Origin of the sequence: Clostridium hydrogenum (assembly GCF_021432385.1) — a bacterium.
In the GTDB taxonomy this organism is placed as follows: domain Bacteria; phylum Bacillota; class Clostridia; order Clostridiales; family Clostridiaceae; genus Clostridium_S; species Clostridium_S hydrogenum.
In genome coordinates, this window is record NZ_JAEACT010000003.1 from 464,941 (window position 1) to 484,724 (window position 19,784).

Genomic DNA, 19,784 nt, shown 5'->3' on the forward strand with positions numbered 1-19,784 from the left:
TAATCAACTAAATCCCCCCAAACTTATTTAAATATTCAATTTTGTTTAAATCTATTTCTTCCTTTAAAGAGTCATGAAGAATTATATTAATTCCTCCGCTTACAGTCAAATCATCATGCATTTTAATTGAAAAAACGAGATATTCAAGCAATTCTTGTTTTGATAGCTTAACACCAGATTGTCCAGCACCTATTAGTGGTATATTAACTTGTTGTCCTTGGGAATACCTATGTATTGCCTGTAAAAGAGAATATACCACGTTTTGATAATCCTTATTACATACATATGCTTTGTTATAATAATCAAACTTTGAAAGAACAACCAGAAAATATCTTTTTCCATTATATTCTATAACTATTGTTGTTCCAAGTGGATATTTTATTTTATTCTCTACTTGTCTTGAAGAATTTTCAACACCTTGAATTCCTTGAAGTTTCTTTTCAATAATATTATTAAGTTCTTTTACATTTGAACCAAAAACACTATTTATAAAACTCCCATGAACCGATGACTCTGTTATAATCTTATTATCAACTAAAGTATCAAAATATTCATTTACTGGTATTACTATGTTGGTTTTTGCTTGGAATAAGTCTCCAAAAAATATATTCGTTTTAACTTTCTTACTTGAATTAAGTGTAACTTTACTTTTTGGCAAAGACATAATATAAGCTATAATTGAATTTACTAAAATAAAAACGATTAGAATCTCAATTTTCTCTTTCCAAATTATTTCTGAACTTAGTGGATAAAATATAAGATAAAAACCACCAACAGTAGATGTCCATGCTAAAATACTTGCAATATTTCTAAAAAACAAATTTATATTTTTAACTTTAAACATAGTATCTCCATTCAAAATATATATTTTTACTAATCAATACAGCTTGACCAACTTGATTCTGTAGACCAAGATTTGTATGTCGATATATTAAATTTCTCAAATCCTTCAATAGTAGATGGCTTTATTTCCACAGTTATCCTCTTGTTTTCATTTGCATATATCTTATATTCTCTCAACATATGAAATGGGATATTTATTTCAACTTTTTTATCTAAAAAATCAACAAGCATTATCTTAAGACTTTTACAAATTTGAGGAGTCTTATCCTTATTAATAAATCTTAATACACATCTTATAGTATTCTCATCCCAATAAAGTATATCTTCCACATCTATCCTTTGGCTTCTATTGGAATATTTGCTTGATTTAATAACAGAATCTATAGTATTTAAGAAATCTTCTCTCTTTCTTTCCCAAAAATTTTCATCCAATTTATTCAAATCAAATTCATTTATTAACTCATCCTTTAATTCATTAATACGTTCCCTATTATTCAATTTAAACATAATTTGTGAAGTATCGACAGAACCTTTTATTTCAGAAAAATTAAACTCTGGAGTTAATATGTGTGTGGGCTTATCTACTTTTACCCAAGTAGCACCCATTTCATTCATACATGCGGGACTCTCATAATAGTTATCAGATAAGAACAAAATCATATATAAATTTTTATCAAATAATTTTTTTAAGTAATCATAAATATTATTATTTTTAGGAATCCAGTAACCAGATAATGAACTGCAAAATATTTTACCTTTCCCACTAAGCCCGATATCCTCTAACAACTGCACAAATGGCTTAACATAATGAATATCAAGTGAAGAATGACTAATAAATATTACTTTTTCACTTTTTGCATTCGTTTTTTCATCTAACACTTTTTCTTCTTCTTTCCAATAATTTTCATCGTTAAAAATAGTTCTCATAAAATTCATCATCGAATCATATGCATTAGTTCCCCATTGGTTATTCCTTGTATTATAACATTCAATAATTTCGTTATATAAAGGATATTCTTTTAAATATCTACTTGCGAATAATTTAACTTTATTCATCCATATATCAAATTCATCTCCAGCAATATAATCTGGCATTATGATGCCAGGTGGTGGAGTTTTAAAATTGATACTTTTAACCACTATTCCATCATTAATTAAATTACTTAATTCTTCTAGTATTTTTTTCTTCAAAATTAATCTCCCTCCAGAAGTTATACTCTTGCATTTAACATAATTATACAACTAATAACATCATATTCCAATACAAAAAGGGAAACCTTACTATTTTTGATACAATTTGATGTATTTTTTCTAGAGATTAAAAAGCTTGTAAAAATATAAGCTAATAGGACTTCTCATTATAAATTTAACTATATCAAATAAAAATTGTCTTTCTTACCAACATCACTATAAAGTATTCAATTATTATTCCTAGAAAGAATAAAAAAAATAGCCTTAGGCAAGTTTTATCAATGCCTAAAGCCATAAATAAATCTAATTTATTTATGATACAGTTTTCTATAAATTATTCTAAACTTATATTATAAAATATATGCTTCTCAGACTGTGTGTTTTTACTACTTTTAGAGTTATACACAGATTTGACTACATTATAATTTCCTAAATAATGAAAAACCCTTGACATTTCTGTCGAGGGTTTCAATGGTGGAGGCGAGGGGTATCGAACCCCTGTCCGAAAACAGCAACACCTAGGCATCTCCGAGTGCATTCCGCAATTTAACATTCCCTCCGCTAGTCGCCTACGGACAGGCTCCTAACTTCAGTAGCTTCATAAATTCCGTTTCTTACTCAAAGCTTTGTAAGACTCGGTTCCCTGCTATCGACGCCAGGTTCTGAGTAGCAGGATCCTCAGGCTGACGTTAGCTGACTAGGCAGCTAAAGCTAAATTATCGTTGTCTTTTAATTTATATCCCGTAGTTTTTTAACGCGGGCCCACAGGCTCCCTCGACTCGCTTCCTAAATGCAACATATCCCCGTCGAAACCAAATGCGCCCCCATATTATGTTATGAGCTTATGGTAAATAATTTATTTATCCACAAACTTTAAATTTTATGGCACACTCCTGTGAATAAACACAGTGCTTCGTGTGGACAACGATGATAAATCAATATTAAATTTTTATATAAATAACTTTTAAATTATTTATTTGTACTCAGTAATAGAATTATAACACATTTTTTTATATTTGCAAGTAAATCTTAATTTCATAATTTAATCACCTGCAACGATTAATATATTACTCTAACTTAAGAGTTATTTCAACTATTATTTTTTACTATATATTGAAACAGAATTCAATATAGTATGAAATGCTCTTAAGTTTATATACATTTCTTTAAAATGTATTATCTAACATTTTTCATTGATCTGTCTATTTCACGTTTTGCGTCCTTTTCCTTCATTGCATCTCTTTTGTCGTAGTTTTTCTTACCTACAGCAACTGCAAGCTTAACTTTTACTCTTCTATTTTTTAAATACATAGCTACTGGAACTAGGGTGTACCCCTTTTGCGTAGTGTAGCCCAATAACTTATTTATTTCTGTCTTATGAAGAAGAAGTTTTCTTTTTCTTAAAGGATCAACGTTAAATATATTGCCCTCTGTGTATGGACTTACATGCATGTTGCAAGCAAAAACCTCGCCATTTCTTATTTCAGCATAGCTGTCCTTAAGATTTGCTCTTCCATTCCTTATAGACTTTACTTCTGTACCTACAAGCTCTATTCCACACTCGTAAGTTTCCTCTATAAAATAATCATGCCATGCTTTTCTATTATCAGCCAAAGTATTATTTTCAGTATTCTTTTTAGGCATAAAATATCACCACTCTTGTAAAAAAATTTAAAAACTTAATTATTATAGATATAGCTATACCAGCTCAACTATTAAAATTGATGTGTACCATAATGCCTATAAAATGGGATTTTGGTACAAATAAATTTTAAGTTTCACAATGGTACATCTTTAATTATATCATATTAAAGTTGATAACTCCAATTTAATATAGAGTACGGAGTACAGATTACAGAGTACAGTGAAGGTTAATTTTCTTCTGTCGAAGAAAATTTTATAGCTTAATGCTGCGCATAGCCCTTTAACAAGTGTTTCTCACTATTCTATGATATTATTTCACTAAAATAATACATATATTCCTTCAGCGCAGCTGAATCAATTAAATTAAAGATTTATCCGACGCAAGGAGAATAAATCATCCTTCACTGTACTCCGTACTCTGTACTTTGTACTCTGGCTTCCTATTTCAAGTGTTCCGGTGAAGTTACTTCGCTAGTTAGCCCCTTTTTCCTTACATGGTGTATAGCTTCAACACCGCTTTCTTCTATTTCCACTTCTGGCGGAACTTCTGCTTCTTCGCTGCTTAAATGTGGCTTTATTGAAGTTAATTGAAAATAAATTTCGTGAGAGTCAAGATCTACTCTATCAACTATTATTTTCACCTCGTCACCGAGTTTATATATTTTCTTGGTTCTTTCACCAATTAAACTTAAATATTTTTCATCATATACATAATAATCATCTGTTAAAGCACTTATGTGAACAAGTCCTTCAATAGTATTGGGAAGCTCAACAAACATTCCAAAACTTGTTACAGAAGATACTATACCATCAAATTCTTCACCAATTCTTTCAGACATGTATTCAGCCTTTTTAAGATCATCAACTTCTCTTTCAGCTTCTTGTGCTACTCTTTCCATTTCTGAGGATTGAATTGCTGCATAATCAACTGTTCCTATGAGCTTTTTGCTTCTCTTATCATCAAGCTCGCCATTTAGATACATCTTAATAACCCTGTGAATCATAAGATCTGGATATCTTCTTATTGGTGATGTAAAGTGACAGTAGTACCTTGCAGCCAAACCAAAGTGTCCTGAACATTCTGGTGAATATCTTGCCTGCTTTAAAGAACGTAACAGAAGTGTGCTTACTACAGTTTCTTCTTTTTTGCCCTTTATATTTTCAAGAACATCTTGAAGCTGCTTTGGATGGACTTCTGCTCCCCATCTTACTATATAGCCAAGATTGTGAACAAAGTCATTAAACTTTTCTAGCTTTTCATTATCTGGGTCCTCATGTATTCTGTATACAAAAGGTACATTTGCCCAAAAGAAATGCTCTGCAATAGTTTCATTACATACAAGCATGAATTCTTCAATAATCCTATTTGCAATAGCTCTTTCATAAGGTTTTATTTCTACTGGTTTTCCCATTTCATTTAAAATTATCTTGCTTTCTTCAAAATCGAAATCTATTGCCCCTCTTTTTATTCTCTTATTGAACAAAATATTTTGAAGTTCTTCCATTGCTTTAAAATCTTCATATAGATATTCATATTTCTTTATTGTTTCTTCGTCTTTATCTCTAAGTATCTTTGTTACATCAGTGTAAGTCATTCTCTCGCTGGTTTTTATAACACTTTCAAGTATTCTATGATCAACTACTTTTCCCTCATGATCTATCTGCATGAAACAGCTAAGTGCAAGTCTATCTACCTTTGGATTTAAACTACATATTCCATTAGATAATTTTTTAGGAAGCATTGGTATAACCCTATCTATTAAATATACAGAAGTTGCTCTCTTAAGTGCTTCTTTATCTAGTGGATTATTTTCTCTAACATAATTTGAAACATCAGCTATGTGAACTCCAAGCTTAAAGTTTCCATTTGGAAGTCTTTCTATTGATACAGCATCATCCAAATCTTTTGCATCTTCTCCATCGATTGTTACCATTCTTATATTTCTTAAATCTTCTCTTCTTTCATACTCTTCTGCTGGTATTTCATTTGGAATAGCAGCTGCAAACATTTCAACTTTTTCTGGAAAACTTTCTGGAAGCTTAAATTTTTTAATTATTGTAAGTATGTCTATTCCCTTTTCTCTTTTATTTCCAAGTACTTCTATTATTTTACCTTCTGGATTTCTTCTCTTCTCTGGCCATTCTGTTATTTCGACTATTACTACATCTCCTGATTTTGCGCCATTTCTCATACTTTTAGGTATAAAAATGTCTTGGGATATCCTATTTTCTTCTGGAACTACAAAACCAAAATTTCTACTGTCTTCATAAACTCCTATTATAGTTTTGTTAGCCCTCTCAAGTATCCTAATTATTTCTCCTTCAACCTTTTTATCATTTCTAACCTTTTTTGAAGTTTTAACAACAACTTTATCTCCATTTAAAGCCCCATTCATAGCATTTGCTGGAATAAATATATCTGGTATATCCTCCTCACAAATTACAAATCCAAATCCCTTGGCATTACCTTGAAGTTTTCCTATTATAAGTCCCATACGCTCTGGAACACCATAGTGAAACGTTCTATTTTTAACTATATCTCCGTTTTTCTCCATTTCATTCAATAATTTTTTAAATGACTTGTATTCTGCCTTTGATACACCAAAGACATCTGAAAGCTCTTGTCTATTTAAAGGTTTATATGCTTGTTCCTTCATAAAATCCAATATACTTTCTCTTAAACTCATAAGTACCACCTTCTCATTATCATTTTTATATCTATATACTTCTTTATTTTGCCCAAATTACCTTTAAAAATTTCATTTTTTATAAGACATGTTAAAGAAAATAACAGTTTCAAAACAAAAAGGATATAATTCATATTGCCTCGAATTATATCCTATAAATCATTTATTTAAACTTAGACATATTTAATAAAACAGTTACTACTGCAAATAAAAATCCTAATATAGCAGTAAGTCTTATTAACATTGATTCACGTGTTTTAGATTTATTCTTTGCAAAGAATGTATCAGTTACGCCGCCCGAAAAATTTGTAAAGCCATCCATTTTTCCTGGTTGAATTAAAACAACTGCTATTATTGCAACAGCAAGTATACACTGTAATACTACCAAAAGATTGTGCATTTTTGACCTCCTACATTAAATAAATTACACCTATATGTATAATTCACATTATGAATTACATTGTATCATAAAAACCATTATATTACAACCAAAAATTATTGCAAAGTAAGTGTATTGCAGGATATTAAATAAAATTAATAAATCTAAGGCAAAAAACTTTAAAAGCCTAAGAAGTTTCAATAACTCGCTTGAACATGCTCAGACAATTGAAACATCTAAGGCTTTTAAAATTTTTCACCTAAGATTTATAAAATTTTATTTAAATCATCCTACAACACACTTACTTCGCAGTTACAGTTGTTTAAAGGAAAAAATTCCTCCGTGCCTACGGAATTTTAAGATAAAAACAAATTATAAGATTTTCTCTTCCGCTTTGCTACAGAAAATCTTAAAACTTATTCTTAATTGCTTTCGCAATTGCGTCATTACTGTTGTCAGCAAAGCTGACAACAGTTAAGTTTAAGATTTACCTGACGCACGGAAAGGTAAATCATCCTTCTCTGTACTCTGTACTCTGTACTCTGTACTTTGTACTCTGTTTAATGGCCTATTTCTTAATGTTATAAAATGCTTTTAATCCTCTGTACTCTGCAACTTCTGCAAGTTCTTCTTCTATTCTAAGAAGTTGATTGTATTTTGCAACTCTCTCTGTTCTTGCAGGAGCACCTGTTTTAATTTGACCAGCATTTACAGCTACAACAAGGTCTGCTATAGTTGTGTCTTCTGTTTCACCTGATCTATGAGAAACAACTGCTGTATATCCAGCTCTCTCTGCCATTTCTATTGCATTTAATGTTTCTGTTAAAGTTCCTATTTGATTTAATTTAATTAGTATTGAATTTGCAACACCCTGTTTAATTCCTTTTTCAAGTCTTGTTGTATTAGTAACAAATAAGTCATCACCAACAAGTTGAACTTTATTTCCAATCTTATCAGTAAGTGTTTTCCAACCTGCCCAATCTTCTTCTGCCATACCATCTTCAATAGATATTATAGGATATTTATTAACTAAATCTTCATAATAACTTGCCATTTCATCAGCTGACAATACTTTTCCTTCACCTTTTAAATTGTATTTGCCGTTCTCATAGAATTCTGAAGATGCTGGGTCAAGTGCTATAAATATATCTTTTCCTGGCTCATAATTTGCCTTTTTAATAGCTTCAACAATAACCTGTATTGCTTCTTCATTGCTCTTTAAGTTTGGTGCAAAACCGCCTTCATCACCGACTGCTGTTTCAAGTCCCTTTGATTTTAATAAGGCTTTAAGTGCGTGATATACTTCCGAACCCATTCTAAGTGCTTCACTAAAGCTTGGTGCTCCAGCAGGCATTATCATAAATTCTTGAAGGTCAACATTGTTATCTGCATGTTTTCCTCCATTTATTATATTCATCATAGGAACAGGGAGAACTTTAGCATTTACTCCTCCTATATACTGATAAAGACTTAAGCCAAGATATTCTGCTGCTGCTCTGGCTGCTGCAAGAGAAACTCCAAGCATTGCATTTGCTCCAAGTTTTCCCTTATTTTCAGTTCCATCAAGTTCAATCATAGTTTTATCAATTAATGGCTGATCGAATATATTCATTCCTATAAGTTCTGATGCTATTGCTTCATTGATATTTTCAACAGCCTTCAAAACCCCTGTTCCATTATATTTTGATTTGTCATTATCCCTAAGTTCAACAGCTTCATACATACCAGTTGATGCTCCCGATGGCACTGCTGCCCTTCCAATAGTTCCGTCCTCTAGAGTTATTTCTACCTCAACAGTAGGATTTGCTCTTGAGTCCAATATTTGTCTTGCAAGTACGTCAACAATTTCAACATATGATTTCATAAAAAACACCCCTCTCAAATTTATATGATTACTACCTTAAATTAGGTAGAGTAACCCTTTAAGCATACATAAAACTCACATTTTATTTTTGCCAATAATTATTTTATTATTCTGAAAACTTTTGCTAAAAAATTTTTATAAATCTTAGGAATGAATTGTTAAAGAACTTAGAATTTTCAATTGTCTGAGCGACTTTGTATTTATTGAAAATTCTAAGTCTCTTGGCAATCTATTCCTTGGATTTATTAATTTTATTTAATATTACAGTGTTCTACTACTGCAATTATTTTACTTTATAAGGCTTGTTCCTGTCATTTCTGATGGTTTTTCAAGTCCAAGTTCTGCAAGTAATGTTGGAGCTATATCTGCTAAAACTCCGCCATCTCTCAATTCTTTTCCTTTTGAATGGTTGCTTACATATACAAATGGAACTGGATCTGTAGTATGAGCTGTCATTGGATCACCTGTTGAGTAATCTATCATTTGCTCTGCATTACCGTGGTCAGCTGTTATAAAGACAGTTCCATCAAGTGAAAGAACCTTATCTATAACTTTTCCAAGGCATTCATCAACAGCTTCTATAGCTTTTTTAGCTGCTTCAAATACTCCAGTATGTCCAACCATATCAGGATTAGCAAAGTTTAATACAACTGCATCATATTTATCTTCACTTAATCTTTTTAAAAGTTCTTCTGTAACTAAATATGCACTCATTTCTGGTTGAAGATCATAAGTTGCAACCTTTGGTGAAGCTATTAATGCTCTATCCTCATTTTTGTTAGGTTCTTCAACTCCTCCATTAAAGAAGAAAGTTACATGTGCATATTTTTCTGTTTCTGCAATTCTTAATTGATTTAATCCTTTTTTGCTTATATATTCTCCATAAGTATTTGTAATAGTTTCTGGTCCAAAAGCAACATCTACACCTTCAAGTGTTACATCATATTCAGTCATTGAAACAAATGTAAGTTTTAATGTTTCTCTTTCAAAGCCATCAAATACCTTATCGTTTATTGCTCTTGTTATTTCTCTTGCTCTATCTGGTCTAAAATTAAAGAATATAACTGAATCATTGTTCTTTACTTCTGTAAGTGGCTTTCCACCTTCAGTTATAACTGTTGGAAGTACAAACTCATCAGTTTTGTTATCGTGGTAAGATTTATTTAATGCCTCTAAAGCACTTTCAGCAAATTCGCCTTTTCCAAGAACGATAGCATTGTATGCAAGCTGAACTCTTTCCCATCTCTGGTCTCTATCCATAGCATAGTATCTTCCTGAAACTGAAGCTATCTTTCCAACTCCTATTTCAGCCATATAGCTTTCTATATCTTCTATATACTCTTTTGCTGAAGATGGTGGAACGTCTCTTCCATCAAGGAAAGCATGAACAAATACTTTTTTTACTCCCTTTTCTTTTGCAAGCTCTAATAATCCTTTTAAATGATCTATATGTGAGTGAACTCCTCCTGGTGATAATAATCCCATTAAGTGAAGAGTTGAATCATTTTTAAGAGCATTATCTACTGCCTTGTTTAATGCAGCATTTTTAAGGAAATCTCCATCTTGTATAGCTTTTGTTATTTTAGTAAGGGATTGATATATAATTCTTCCTGCTCCTATATTTAAATGTCCAACTTCTGAGTTTCCCATTTGACCATCTGGAAGTCCAACACTTAATCCACTTGCACCAAGTTCAGTGTGTGGATAATTATTATAGCATTTATCAAAATTAGGTTTATTTGCAGCTGCTATTGCATTTCCATCCGCTTTATTAGTTAGTCCAAATCCATCTAATATCATTAACATTACAGGTTTTTTAGCCATGTTAACTCCTCCATTCTTATATGTATAAACCCCTTTAACCATGAAAATTTATGTGTAATACACTTTTAAATCTTAAGCTTAAGTTGGTTTATATTAATTACATTTGTCAAATTGACAATTGACAGTGGACAATTGTTTTCAATTATCAATTCTCAATTATCAACCCTTAGATAGAGTAGAGAGTAAAGAGTAGAGAGTAGAGTGAAGGTTAATTTTCTGTTATCACAGAAAATTTTAGAACTTATTTTTTTAGTTTAGCTTCGCTAAACATCTTTTAGTATATTTAGAGATTTATCTGACGTAAGGAAGATAAATCCACATTCACTGTACTCTGTACTCTGTACTTTGTACTCTGAGCTTTAGAAGTTTACTATTGCAGCAAAATCAGCTGCTTTAAGGCTTGCGCCTCCAACTAATGCTCCATCTATTTCTGGCTTAGCCATTTGAGCTTTTATTGTTCCAGGTTTAACAGATCCACCGTATTGAATTCTTACTTTTTCAGCAACTTCTTTTCCAAAGATTTCTTCTACAGTTTTTCTGATTGCTCCTATTGTTTCATTTGCTTGTTCATCAGTAGCAGTTTTTCCTGTTCCTATAGCCCAGATTGGTTCATAAGCTATAACAACTTTTGCAGCTTGATCTGCAGTTAAACCTGCTAAATCTAACTTTATTTGTTTTCCTGTAACTTCATTTGTTACATTTGCTTCTCTTTCTTCAAGAGTTTCTCCGCAACAAAGTATTGGAGTTATGTTATGAGCAAAAGCTGCTTTTACTTTTTTATTTAAAGCACAATCTGTTTCATTAAAATATTGTCTTCTTTCACTGTGACCTAATATTACATAATTTACACCTAATTCTTCAAGTGCTTTTAGTGATATTTCTCCAGTGAAAGCTCCACTTTCTTCAAAATGTGCATTTTGTGCAGCAACTTTTATGTTTGTTCCTTTTACAGCTTCAACAACAGCTGCTAAAGAAACAGCAGTAGGTGCTACTACAACTTCTGTCTTTGCATCTTTTACAAGTGGCTTTAATTCTTCAACTAATTTTAAAGATTCACTAATTGTGTTATTCATTTTCCAGTTTCCAGCGATTATTGGTGTTCTCATTAAATACACTCCTTATTTTACAGATAAATAGTATTTTTGTGAATCATTTTGAAAACCTAAATCATTTTTCCTAATTTCACTTTATTTATCTTTAATTACATTATAGCACTATATTGTCTTTGCAAATATTAATTATTTGTTAATAATAATTATTATTTGTCGTTAAGTGCTGCAATTCCTGGAAGTTCTTTTCCCTCTAAGAATTCAAGAGAAGCTCCGCCTCCAGTTGATATGTGAGTCATTTTGTCTCCAAAACCTAATTGGTTAACAGCAGCAGCACTATCTCCGCCACCTATAACTGTTGTAGCATCAGAATCAGCCATAGCTCTAGCAACAGCTTTTGTTCCTTCTGCAAAGCTTTCAAATTCAAATACTCCCATTGGTCCGTTCCAAACAACTGTTTTAGCTTCTTTTACTGCATCACAGTATAATTTTTGAGTCTTTGGTCCTATATCTAAGCCCATATATCCTTCAGGAATGTTAGCATCTTCAGTTGTAACTGCTTTTGTCTCAGCTTTGAATTCAGCTCCAACTACGTTATCTACAGGAAGAAGTAATTTTACTTTCTTAGCTGCAGCTTTTTCTATCATTTCTTTAGCATAATCAACTTTGTCTGCTTCAAGAAGTGAAGTTCCTATTGTATATCCTTGAGCTTTTAAGAATGTATAAGCCATTCCGCCTCCGATGATTAATGTATCAACTTTTTCAAGTAAGTTGTTTATAACATTAATTTTATCAGAAACTTTTGCTCCTCCAAGTATAGCAACGAAAGGTCTAACTGGAGTTTCAACAGCTGATCCTAAGAATTTTAATTCTTTTTGTATTAAGTATCCACATACAGCTGTAGGTACAAATTTAGTTACTCCAACTGTTGAGCAGTGAGCTCTGTGAGCAGTTCCAAATGCATCATTTACATATACATCTGCAAGTGAAGCTAAATCCTTTGAGAATGCATCATCATTTTTTCCTTCTTCTGGTCTGAATCTTGTGTTTTCAAGAAGAACTACTTCTCCTTCTTTAAGTTCAGCAACTGCTTTTTTAGCATTTTCTCCAACAACTACGTCGTCAGCAGCAAATTTAACTTCTTTTCCAAGTAATTCTCCTAATCTTTTAGCAACTGGAGCTAAAGTCTTAGAAGGATCTGGTCCTTTTGCTTTTCCAAGGTGTGAACAAAGAACAACTTTTGCACCGTGCTCTACAAGATATTTTATTGTTGGAAGAGCTCCATTAAGTCTGTTTTCATCAGTTATAACTCCATCTTTAAGTGGAACATTAAAATCACATCTAACTAATACTCTTTTGCCTTTAACATCTACGTCTTCAATAGTCTTTTTATTGAATTGCATAATATTCACCTCATACGTTATATTTAAAAAGGTCCAGCCTCATAGCCTTAACTACAAAACTAGACCTTTCTACTATGTTCTCAATTTACTTTATTTAATAAACTAAATATTGAATTTTAAACTATTTTGCGATTTTTGCAAAGTACTCTAAAGTTCTAACTAATTGTGAAGTGTATGACATTTCATTATCATACCAAGAAGCTGTTTTAACTAATTGTGATCCGTTAACATCAACAATTTTAGTTAAAGTAGCATCGAATAATGATCCGTAGTTGATTCCAACAACATCAGATGAAACTATTTCGTCTTCAGTATATCCGAATGATTCATTAGAAGCAGCTTTCATTGCAGCGTTGATTTCTTCAACTGTAACATTTTTCTTAAGAACTGAAACTAATTCAGTTATTGAACCAGTTATAACTGGAACTCTTTGTGCATTTCCGTCTAATTTTCCTTTTAAGTCAGGAATAACTTGTGCTATTGCTTTAGCAGCTCCAGTTGAGTTAGGGATTATGCTTGCAGCAGCAGCTCTAGCTCTTCTTAAGTCTCCTTTTCTGTGTGGGCCGTCTAATGTATTTTGGTCATTAGTGTATGCATGAACTGTAGTCATGAATCCTTTTTCTATTCCAAAATTATCATTTAATACTTTAGCCATTGGAGCTAAGCAGTTAGTTGTGCATGATGCTCCAGATATAACTGTTTCTGTTCCATCAAGATCTTCGTTGTTAACGTTGAATACTATTGTCTTTAAGTCGTTTCCAGCTGGAGCTGATATAACAACTTTCTTAGCGCCTGCTCTAACGTGAGCTTCTGCTTTTTCTTTCTTTGTGAAGAATCCAGTACATTCAAGAACAACGTCTATTCCAAGTTCTCCCCAAGGTAATTTTTCAGGATCAGCTTCTGCGAAAACTTTAACTTCTTTTCCGTTAACTACAAAAGCATTTTCTTTAACTTCGATTTCGCCTTTGAATCTTCCTTGTGCTGAATCATATTTAAATAAGTGTGCTAACATTTTTGCATCAGTTAAGTCGTTTATTGCAACAACCTCTAATCCAGGAACTTCAAGAATTCTTCTTAAAGCTAATCTTCCTATTCTTCCAAAACCATTAATAGCTATTTTTGCCATTCTAACTACCTCCAAAAATTTTAAAATTTCTAAAATTATATGTAAATATAATTATTAGCTAATTAAGGTGACTTCGATAAAAGTCATCGTAATTTTAGAAGGTTTAATGCCCTCTAAAATCTTAATTTTTTATTTAAAAAAGTAACTTCAAGACTTACCAGCTTAACTTTTAACTTAATTCTGCTTTTCTACACAAAAGTAGTAAAACGAAATTAAGTTAGTTATAAATATAGTAACTCTTTAGTTGCATTTTAAAAGCTTAAGTATCTCCATTGCTGCACCCTCATCCGTTATAAGTACACTATTACTATTATTGATTTCAGTTGCAACAATAGCTTCTGCCTTTGATTGTCCTCCAGCAACTGCTATGAGATTTTTTGCATTTTTTATATCTTCACTTCTTAATCCAACAGAAGGAGTTGAACAAACAACCTCACCGACACTGTTAAAAAAATAACCAAAAGCTTCTCCAACAGAACCTCTCTCAAGTATATCGGAAATTTCCTCTTTTCTAAGTCCTCTCCTTTTACTCATTTCATCGGCTCTGCCTATACCATATGCTATCACATCAGCCTTCCTTATGGTATCAATAACTTCTTTAATGCTATTTTCATTGAGAATCGCATTCATAGTCTGGCTGCTTAAATTATCTGGAACATGCAATAATTTATAATTAGCTTCAAGCTTATATGCAAAATTTGCTGCCAAAGTATTTGCCTCAGTCTCAACTCTTCTCGCCATTCCGCCTCTAGCTGGAACAACAATAGCATTTTTGTAATTATGTGCACTAGAAAAATTGTCAATTACTTTTTTCATTGTAGTTCCGCCGGTAATTGCAATAATATTTCCATCTTCAATTACTGATTCAATATACCTTGCAGCGGTTCTTCCCAATTCTTCTATTACTGTTTCCTCTTCTTCCATATCTCCTGGAACTATAATTACTTTTTTTATATCCAATTTTTCTCTTATACAATTTTCAATATCAGTTAACCCTTTGAAGTCTCTTATAAAATTTTTAAGTTTTTCTATAATTTTTTCTCCATCAGCTGTAACTGACATTCCTGGTGTTCCTATGCTAATTAATTTTTGCTCCTTTAGAAAATTAACTTCAGTCCTAACTATTCTTTCGCCTACTTCTAATTTATTAGCCAAACTTCTTCGTCCAATAGGCTGATTATAATAAATTGTTCTTAGGATATTGTATCTCTTTTCAAGCAAATTCATAAGCTCTGGAACAATTTTTTGCTGTAACTTTAAAATCTCATGCACTTAAACCACCTCGCTGGCCTCACAACGTCCCAGCAACTTAATTCATGTCCCACTTAGTATTATAGAATAAAATTTGGATTTTTTAAATAGTATTTATAAAAAAATATTATTTTTTCATTTATTTCTACTTTATTTACGTGATTTTGGTAACATTTTTCCCTTTATTACCAAGATTTATGAATTAAAAACGTTTCCTTTTGCTTGATGCTTTTATGTTCATTTCTTCTCTATATTTTGCAACTGTTCTTCTTGAAATATTCATGCCTTTTGAATTTAATATTTCTGAAATTTTTTGGTCTGAAAGCGGACTTACCTTATTTTCATTATCAATAAGTTCCTTAATACTTTCTTTTACAGCTATTGAAGACAAATCACCTTCAGAAATCTTCACATTTTGTATTGCCGTAGTAAATAAATCTTTTATTTTCACAATACCATTATCTGTATAAACGTACTTTTCCCTTATAGCTCTACTTACAGTTGATTCATGCATATTAATCTTATCAGCTATGTCTTTAAGTGTCATTGGTCTTAGGTACTTAGAGCCATTATGGAAATATTCACTTTGGTAATCAACAATTTCTTTTAAAACAGAGTATAATGTGCTTTTCCTTTGCTCTATGCTCTTTAATAAAAACATTGCACTATTAAGTTTACTTTTCACATATTCCTGTGTTTCTGCATTTTCTGATTTTTTATCGTTTATTATATCTTTATATGTAGTATTTATGGATAATTTGGGAGTGGAACTTTCGTTCATTACAATAAAGAATTCATCATCTATTTTTTTTATAGCAGCATCTGGTACAATGAATTTTGTTTCATCTCCTGTATAAAAGCCTCTTGAGGGTTTTGGTTCGAGTTTCTTTATAATGTCTCCATACTCCTGAGCTTTTTTAGGACTTATTCCAAGTTCCTTAGCTATAACATTATATTTATTTTCTGCAATGTTATTAAGGTGTTTGTCAATTATTAAAAACAAATTATCATCATAAATATTTTTTTTCTCAAGTTGTATTTTTAGACATTCCCCTAAATTTCTAGCTCCAACGCCATCAGGATCAAGTGATTGCACTATTTCAAGTGCCTCTTCAGCAATTTCTTCATTAATCTTTAATTCACTTGCAATTTGCAAAATATCATCTGGAAGATACCCTTTCTCATCCAAATTTTCAATTATGTATTCGCATATTTTTCTTGTTTTTATGTCCAAATTAACTTCACCAATTTGCTTCAAAAGGTATTCTTGAAGAGATTCCTCATTACTTATAAAATTGAATGGCGAAACTTCCTCATTTTCTTTTCTATAAGTACTTTCATGCCCATAATTATCAAACTCTAAATACTTTACGAGTTCTTTGTAATCGATTTCTTCATTAGTTTCCTTATTATCAGTTTTATCTGTATATTCTGTTTCAAGAAGTGGATTTTCTTCAATTTCTTTTTCAACATATTCATTTAATTCTAAGCTTGACATCTGCAATAGTTTTACAGACATTTGCATTTGCTGTGTCATAACAAGTTTTTGTTGTTGGCTTAAATTTAAATTAAAATCTAAATTCATAATTATCACCCAATTACTAAAAAATTAAGACCATCACACTGTACTTATTATACCATATAATTCAAAATATAAATTAAAATTTAAATGGGTGAAGCAATAATATTGCAGGACATTAAATAAATGTCATAAATCTAAGAAGCTAATTGTTAAAATCCTAAGAAGTTTCAATAACTCGCTGGACGCTCAAACAAATTGAAACTTCTAAGTCTTTTAACAATTAACTTCCAAGATTTATTGACTTTTATTTAAATCGTCCTACAACATTATTGCTTCACCTAAACCATGGGTTTAAGGAAAAAATTCCTTCGTACCTACGGAATTTTAAAATACTACAGAAACATAAGCGTCTTTAATAAATCAATATATTTTACAAAAGTATTAGTAATTTCTATATTTCAATCATTTTATTTATAATTGCGTTTCATTTAAAATTTACATAATAAAAATAATTCCAAAAAATATTTATAATTAATAATTTTCAATAAAAAATATTCCTGCTGCCGCAGAACCAGAATGAGTTCCAACTACGCATCCAACTTCACATTCTATAAATTCACTTTCTTCTTCACTTACCTTTTCTCTTAAAGCCGGAAGTATATCGGTTTCTCCAACATGCAGTAATATAGAAGTTTCCCCTTTTGCTATGCCTTTTTCATTTACATAGTCATTAATTACTCTAACTGCTTTTTTACTGCCTCTAACCTTGTCCATAATTGCCATTTCGCCATCTTTTACTTCGAGAATTAATTTTATGCCTAAAATATTTCCTATGGCACCTGCTGTTTTAGATAGTCTTCCACCCTTTACTAGGTTGTCTAATCTTTCAAATGCTAAGGCACTTTTTACATGAGGTATCGTCTCAATTATTTTTTGTTCTATTTCATTGATGTTAAGTCCTTGTTCCCTTAATTTACAAGCTTTTATAACTAAAACTCCAAGCCCAGAAGTCACATTAAGACTATCAATAATTACAATATCAGAAGTCTCTAACATTTCTTTTGCAATACATGCTGATTGGTAAGTACCACTCATTTTAGATGACATGATTATACTTACTATTTTGTAGCCTTCCTCTAGATACTTTTTGTAACAATCATAAAATCTCTGCGGAGTTACTTGAGATGTTGTGGGAAAAATCTTTTCTTCATCCATTATTCTTAATAATTCTGGAAGTTTTATATCAACAATATCAAGATACGGCTTATCATTTATATTTACTATTAAAGGCAAAACCTCAATATCATATTTATCTATTACCTCTTGTGGTAAATCCGCCGTACTGTCAGTTATAATTTTAATTTTTTCCATACATTCTCTCCTTCCTATTTCATGTTTGGAAAGTCAAACTGCCTTATTGCCTCGTATGCCACTATTGCAACTGTATTGGACAAATTTAGAGATCTTGTAGATGTTTTTACCATAGGAACTCTTATGCAATTTTCTGCATTATCTTCTCTTATATAATCAGGAAGACCACAAGATTCCCTTCCAAAAACCACAAAATCACCTGGTTTAAATTTTACTTCATCATAAAATTTATGTCCATGAGTAGTTGAAAAATAAAAAGTTGAATCTTTATATTTTTCTCTTAATTCCTCGTAGGAATCATATAGGCTCATGTCAAGATCTTTCCAATAGTCAAGTCCTGCTCTTTTTAAATGTTTTTCATCAAGACTAAATCCAAGAGGTTTAATTAGATGAAGTTTAGAATTTGTAAGCACACAAGTCCTAGCTATATTTCCTGTATTTTGAGGAATTTCTGGTTCAAATAACACTATATTTAAATTTTCTGTATCTAAAATCATTTTACATCTTCACTCCTAAATAAAATATACTTATTATATATTACTCTAATAACTTCTTTCAGTAAAGTTTCAATAGACTTATTATTTTTTTTAATATTCCTAAATAAATTTATTTATTGCTTTTGCAACTCCCGAATTATTATTTGTATCAGTTATATAGTTTGCAATTTCTTTTACTCTTTCCTCTGCATTACCCATTGCAATTCCAAGTCCCGCATATTCTATCATTGATATATCATTTTCATTATCTCCGATACATATTACTTCTTCTCTTTTTATATTATAAAATCCTGTAAGCACCTCTACTGCCCTTCCTTTTGATACACCTTTACACATAATTTCAAAATTGTTTTTAAAAGAACTTACAACTTCAAATTCACTGAAAGCCTCTATTTCAGCTCTAGCCTTATTTAACTTTTCAATATCATTTTCTATACATATACACTTTAATATTTCGTCCCCCTCTTCTTCTATAGCCTTCATCATATCTTCTGTGTATATAAGTCTAACCTGCTGTTCCTTTGGAAGATCCTTATTCATCCTCACATAGGCATTTCTTTCATCAAAAGGTTTATTCGTTATTACAGCATCGCAGGTATTAAAAAATATTGAAATATCGTATTTATTAATTGTAGAAAAAATTTTAGTTGCTTTTTCACGTCCAAGTACAGATTTATAAATTACCTCATCACTATCTTTATCTTTTATATAAGCACCGTTAGATGCTATAACAGGAGCCTTAATTCCAAACATATCTGCATAAACCTTTGCATTTGCAAACAACCTTCCTGTACATACTGCCATTTTCATACCAGCATCGTGAGCTGCTTTTATTGCTTTTAAATTTTCCTCGCTAACTATTTTATCATCACTTAATACAGTTCCATCCATATCCATGCATATTAGTTTGTATTTCATCCTATCAATCTCTCCTCGTTTATTTAGAGTATAGTGAATGATGAACCTAAATGAGCTAACACCAAAACCCATAGTATTTTTACCTTCACTCTACTTACTACTCTCTAATATAATTAATTTAAAAGTAATCATCTTATTATTTTTAAAAAATCTACATTTACTATTTTATCACAAAGTTTTTATATTATATACTTTTCTACAGATAAACAAAAAAA

15 protein-coding genes and 1 other RNA gene are annotated in these 19,784 nt (G+C 31.1%); all 16 read right to left on the bottom strand.

Annotated features, from left to right (window positions below; all coding sequences use genetic code 11):
- Positions 1 to 7: 7 nt before the first annotated feature.
- Positions 8 to 844 (bottom strand): macro domain-containing protein, encoded by an 837-nt coding sequence (locus tag CUEA01_RS15355; protein ID WP_234122562.1) that lies wholly within the window; start codon positions 842 to 844, stop codon positions 8 to 10.
- Positions 845 to 873: 29 nt separating this feature from the next.
- Positions 874 to 2,034 (bottom strand): toll/interleukin-1 receptor domain-containing protein, encoded by a 1,161-nt coding sequence (locus CUEA01_RS15360; protein ID WP_234122563.1) that lies wholly within the window; start codon positions 2,032 to 2,034, stop codon positions 874 to 876.
- A gap of 472 nt (positions 2,035 to 2,506) precedes the next feature.
- Positions 2,507 to 2,860: a transfer-messenger RNA gene (ssrA, locus tag CUEA01_RS15365) on the bottom strand.
- Between the two features lie 350 nt (positions 2,861 to 3,210).
- Positions 3,211 to 3,678, bottom strand: coding sequence for an SsrA-binding protein SmpB (gene smpB / locus CUEA01_RS15370; RefSeq protein WP_234122564.1), 468 nt, complete (start codon positions 3,676 to 3,678; stop codon positions 3,211 to 3,213).
- A gap of 440 nt (positions 3,679 to 4,118) precedes the next feature.
- Positions 4,119 to 6,365: a ribonuclease R gene (gene rnr, locus CUEA01_RS15375; RefSeq protein WP_234122565.1), complete on the bottom strand. Its 2,247-nt coding sequence runs from the start codon at positions 6,363 to 6,365 to the stop codon at positions 4,119 to 4,121.
- A 163-nt stretch (positions 6,366 to 6,528) separates the two neighbouring features.
- On the bottom strand, positions 6,529 to 6,765 hold the full coding sequence (gene secG, locus CUEA01_RS15380) for a preprotein translocase subunit SecG (protein ID WP_234122566.1): 237 nt from the start codon (positions 6,763 to 6,765) through the stop codon (positions 6,529 to 6,531).
- Between the two features lie 547 nt (positions 6,766 to 7,312).
- The gene (eno, locus tag CUEA01_RS15385; RefSeq protein WP_234122567.1) at positions 7,313 to 8,608 is read right to left on the bottom strand and encodes a phosphopyruvate hydratase; all 1,296 of its coding nucleotides are present in this window, start codon (positions 8,606 to 8,608) and stop codon (positions 7,313 to 7,315) included.
- A gap of 288 nt (positions 8,609 to 8,896) precedes the next feature.
- Complete coding sequence (gpmI, locus tag CUEA01_RS15390; RefSeq protein WP_234122568.1) at positions 8,897 to 10,432, bottom strand: 2,3-bisphosphoglycerate-independent phosphoglycerate mutase; 1,536 nt, start codon at positions 10,430 to 10,432, stop codon at positions 8,897 to 8,899.
- A gap of 359 nt (positions 10,433 to 10,791) precedes the next feature.
- A complete protein-coding gene (tpiA, locus tag CUEA01_RS15395) occupies positions 10,792 to 11,538 on the bottom strand; it encodes a triose-phosphate isomerase (protein WP_234122569.1) in 747 nt (248 codons plus the stop codon).
- 152 nt (positions 11,539 to 11,690) lie between these two features.
- On the bottom strand, positions 11,691 to 12,884 hold the full coding sequence (locus CUEA01_RS15400) for a phosphoglycerate kinase (protein ID WP_234122570.1): 1,194 nt from the start codon (positions 12,882 to 12,884) through the stop codon (positions 11,691 to 11,693).
- 121 nt (positions 12,885 to 13,005) lie between these two features.
- Entirely contained in the window at positions 13,006 to 14,010 is a 1,005-nt protein-coding gene (gap, locus tag CUEA01_RS15405) for a type I glyceraldehyde-3-phosphate dehydrogenase (RefSeq protein ID WP_234122571.1), read from the bottom strand.
- 240 nt (positions 14,011 to 14,250) lie between these two features.
- Positions 14,251 to 15,282 (bottom strand): sugar-binding transcriptional regulator, encoded by a 1,032-nt coding sequence (locus CUEA01_RS15410; RefSeq protein WP_234122572.1) that lies wholly within the window; start codon positions 15,280 to 15,282, stop codon positions 14,251 to 14,253.
- Positions 15,283 to 15,463: 181 nt separating this feature from the next.
- Positions 15,464 to 16,846, bottom strand: a complete 1,383-nt coding sequence (gene rpoN, locus CUEA01_RS15415) for an RNA polymerase factor sigma-54 (protein ID WP_234122573.1) — start codon at positions 16,844 to 16,846, stop codon at positions 15,464 to 15,466.
- A 468-nt stretch (positions 16,847 to 17,314) separates the two neighbouring features.
- Positions 17,315 to 18,154, bottom strand: a complete 840-nt coding sequence (locus CUEA01_RS15420; RefSeq protein ID WP_234122574.1) for a DegV family protein — start codon at positions 18,152 to 18,154, stop codon at positions 17,315 to 17,317.
- A 14-nt stretch (positions 18,155 to 18,168) separates the two neighbouring features.
- The gene (locus tag CUEA01_RS15425) at positions 18,169 to 18,651 is read right to left on the bottom strand and encodes a tRNA (cytidine(34)-2'-O)-methyltransferase (RefSeq protein ID WP_234122575.1); all 483 of its coding nucleotides are present in this window, start codon (positions 18,649 to 18,651) and stop codon (positions 18,169 to 18,171) included.
- A gap of 99 nt (positions 18,652 to 18,750) precedes the next feature.
- Entirely contained in the window at positions 18,751 to 19,569 is an 819-nt protein-coding gene (locus CUEA01_RS15430; protein ID WP_234122576.1) for a Cof-type HAD-IIB family hydrolase, read from the bottom strand.
- Between the last annotated feature and the right edge of the window lie 215 nt (positions 19,570 to 19,784).

Bases quoted from the DNA above. Each gene is read 5' to 3' on its own strand.
- CUEA01_RS15355 (WP_234122562.1), bottom strand. From the start codon at position 844: ATGTTTAAAGTTAAAAATATAAATTTGTTTTTTAGAAATATTGCAAGT.
- smpB (WP_234122564.1), bottom strand. From the start codon at position 3,678: ATGCCTAAAAAGAATACTGAAAATAATACTTTGGCTGATAATAGAAAA.
- rnr (WP_234122565.1), bottom strand. From the start codon at position 6,365: ATGAGTTTAAGAGAAAGTATATTGGATTTTATGAAGGAACAAGCATAT.
- secG (WP_234122566.1), bottom strand. From the start codon at position 6,765: ATGCACAATCTTTTGGTAGTATTACAGTGTATACTTGCTGTTGCAATA.
- eno (WP_234122567.1), bottom strand. From the start codon at position 8,608: ATGAAATCATATGTTGAAATTGTTGACGTACTTGCAAGACAAATATTG.
- gpmI (WP_234122568.1), bottom strand. From the start codon at position 10,432: ATGGCTAAAAAACCTGTAATGTTAATGATATTAGATGGATTTGGACTA.
- tpiA (WP_234122569.1), bottom strand. From the start codon at position 11,538: ATGAGAACACCAATAATCGCTGGAAACTGGAAAATGAATAACACAATT.
- CUEA01_RS15400 (WP_234122570.1), bottom strand. From the start codon at position 12,884: ATGCAATTCAATAAAAAGACTATTGAAGACGTAGATGTTAAAGGCAAA.
- gap (WP_234122571.1), bottom strand. From the start codon at position 14,010: ATGGCAAAAATAGCTATTAATGGTTTTGGAAGAATAGGAAGATTAGCT.
- rpoN (WP_234122573.1), bottom strand. From the start codon at position 16,846: ATGAATTTAGATTTTAATTTAAATTTAAGCCAACAACAAAAACTTGTT.
- CUEA01_RS15420 (WP_234122574.1), bottom strand. From the start codon at position 18,154: ATGGAAAAAATTAAAATTATAACTGACAGTACGGCGGATTTACCACAA.
- CUEA01_RS15425 (WP_234122575.1), bottom strand. From the start codon at position 18,651: ATGATTTTAGATACAGAAAATTTAAATATAGTGTTATTTGAACCAGAA.
- CUEA01_RS15430 (WP_234122576.1), bottom strand. From the start codon at position 19,569: ATGAAATACAAACTAATATGCATGGATATGGATGGAACTGTATTAAGT.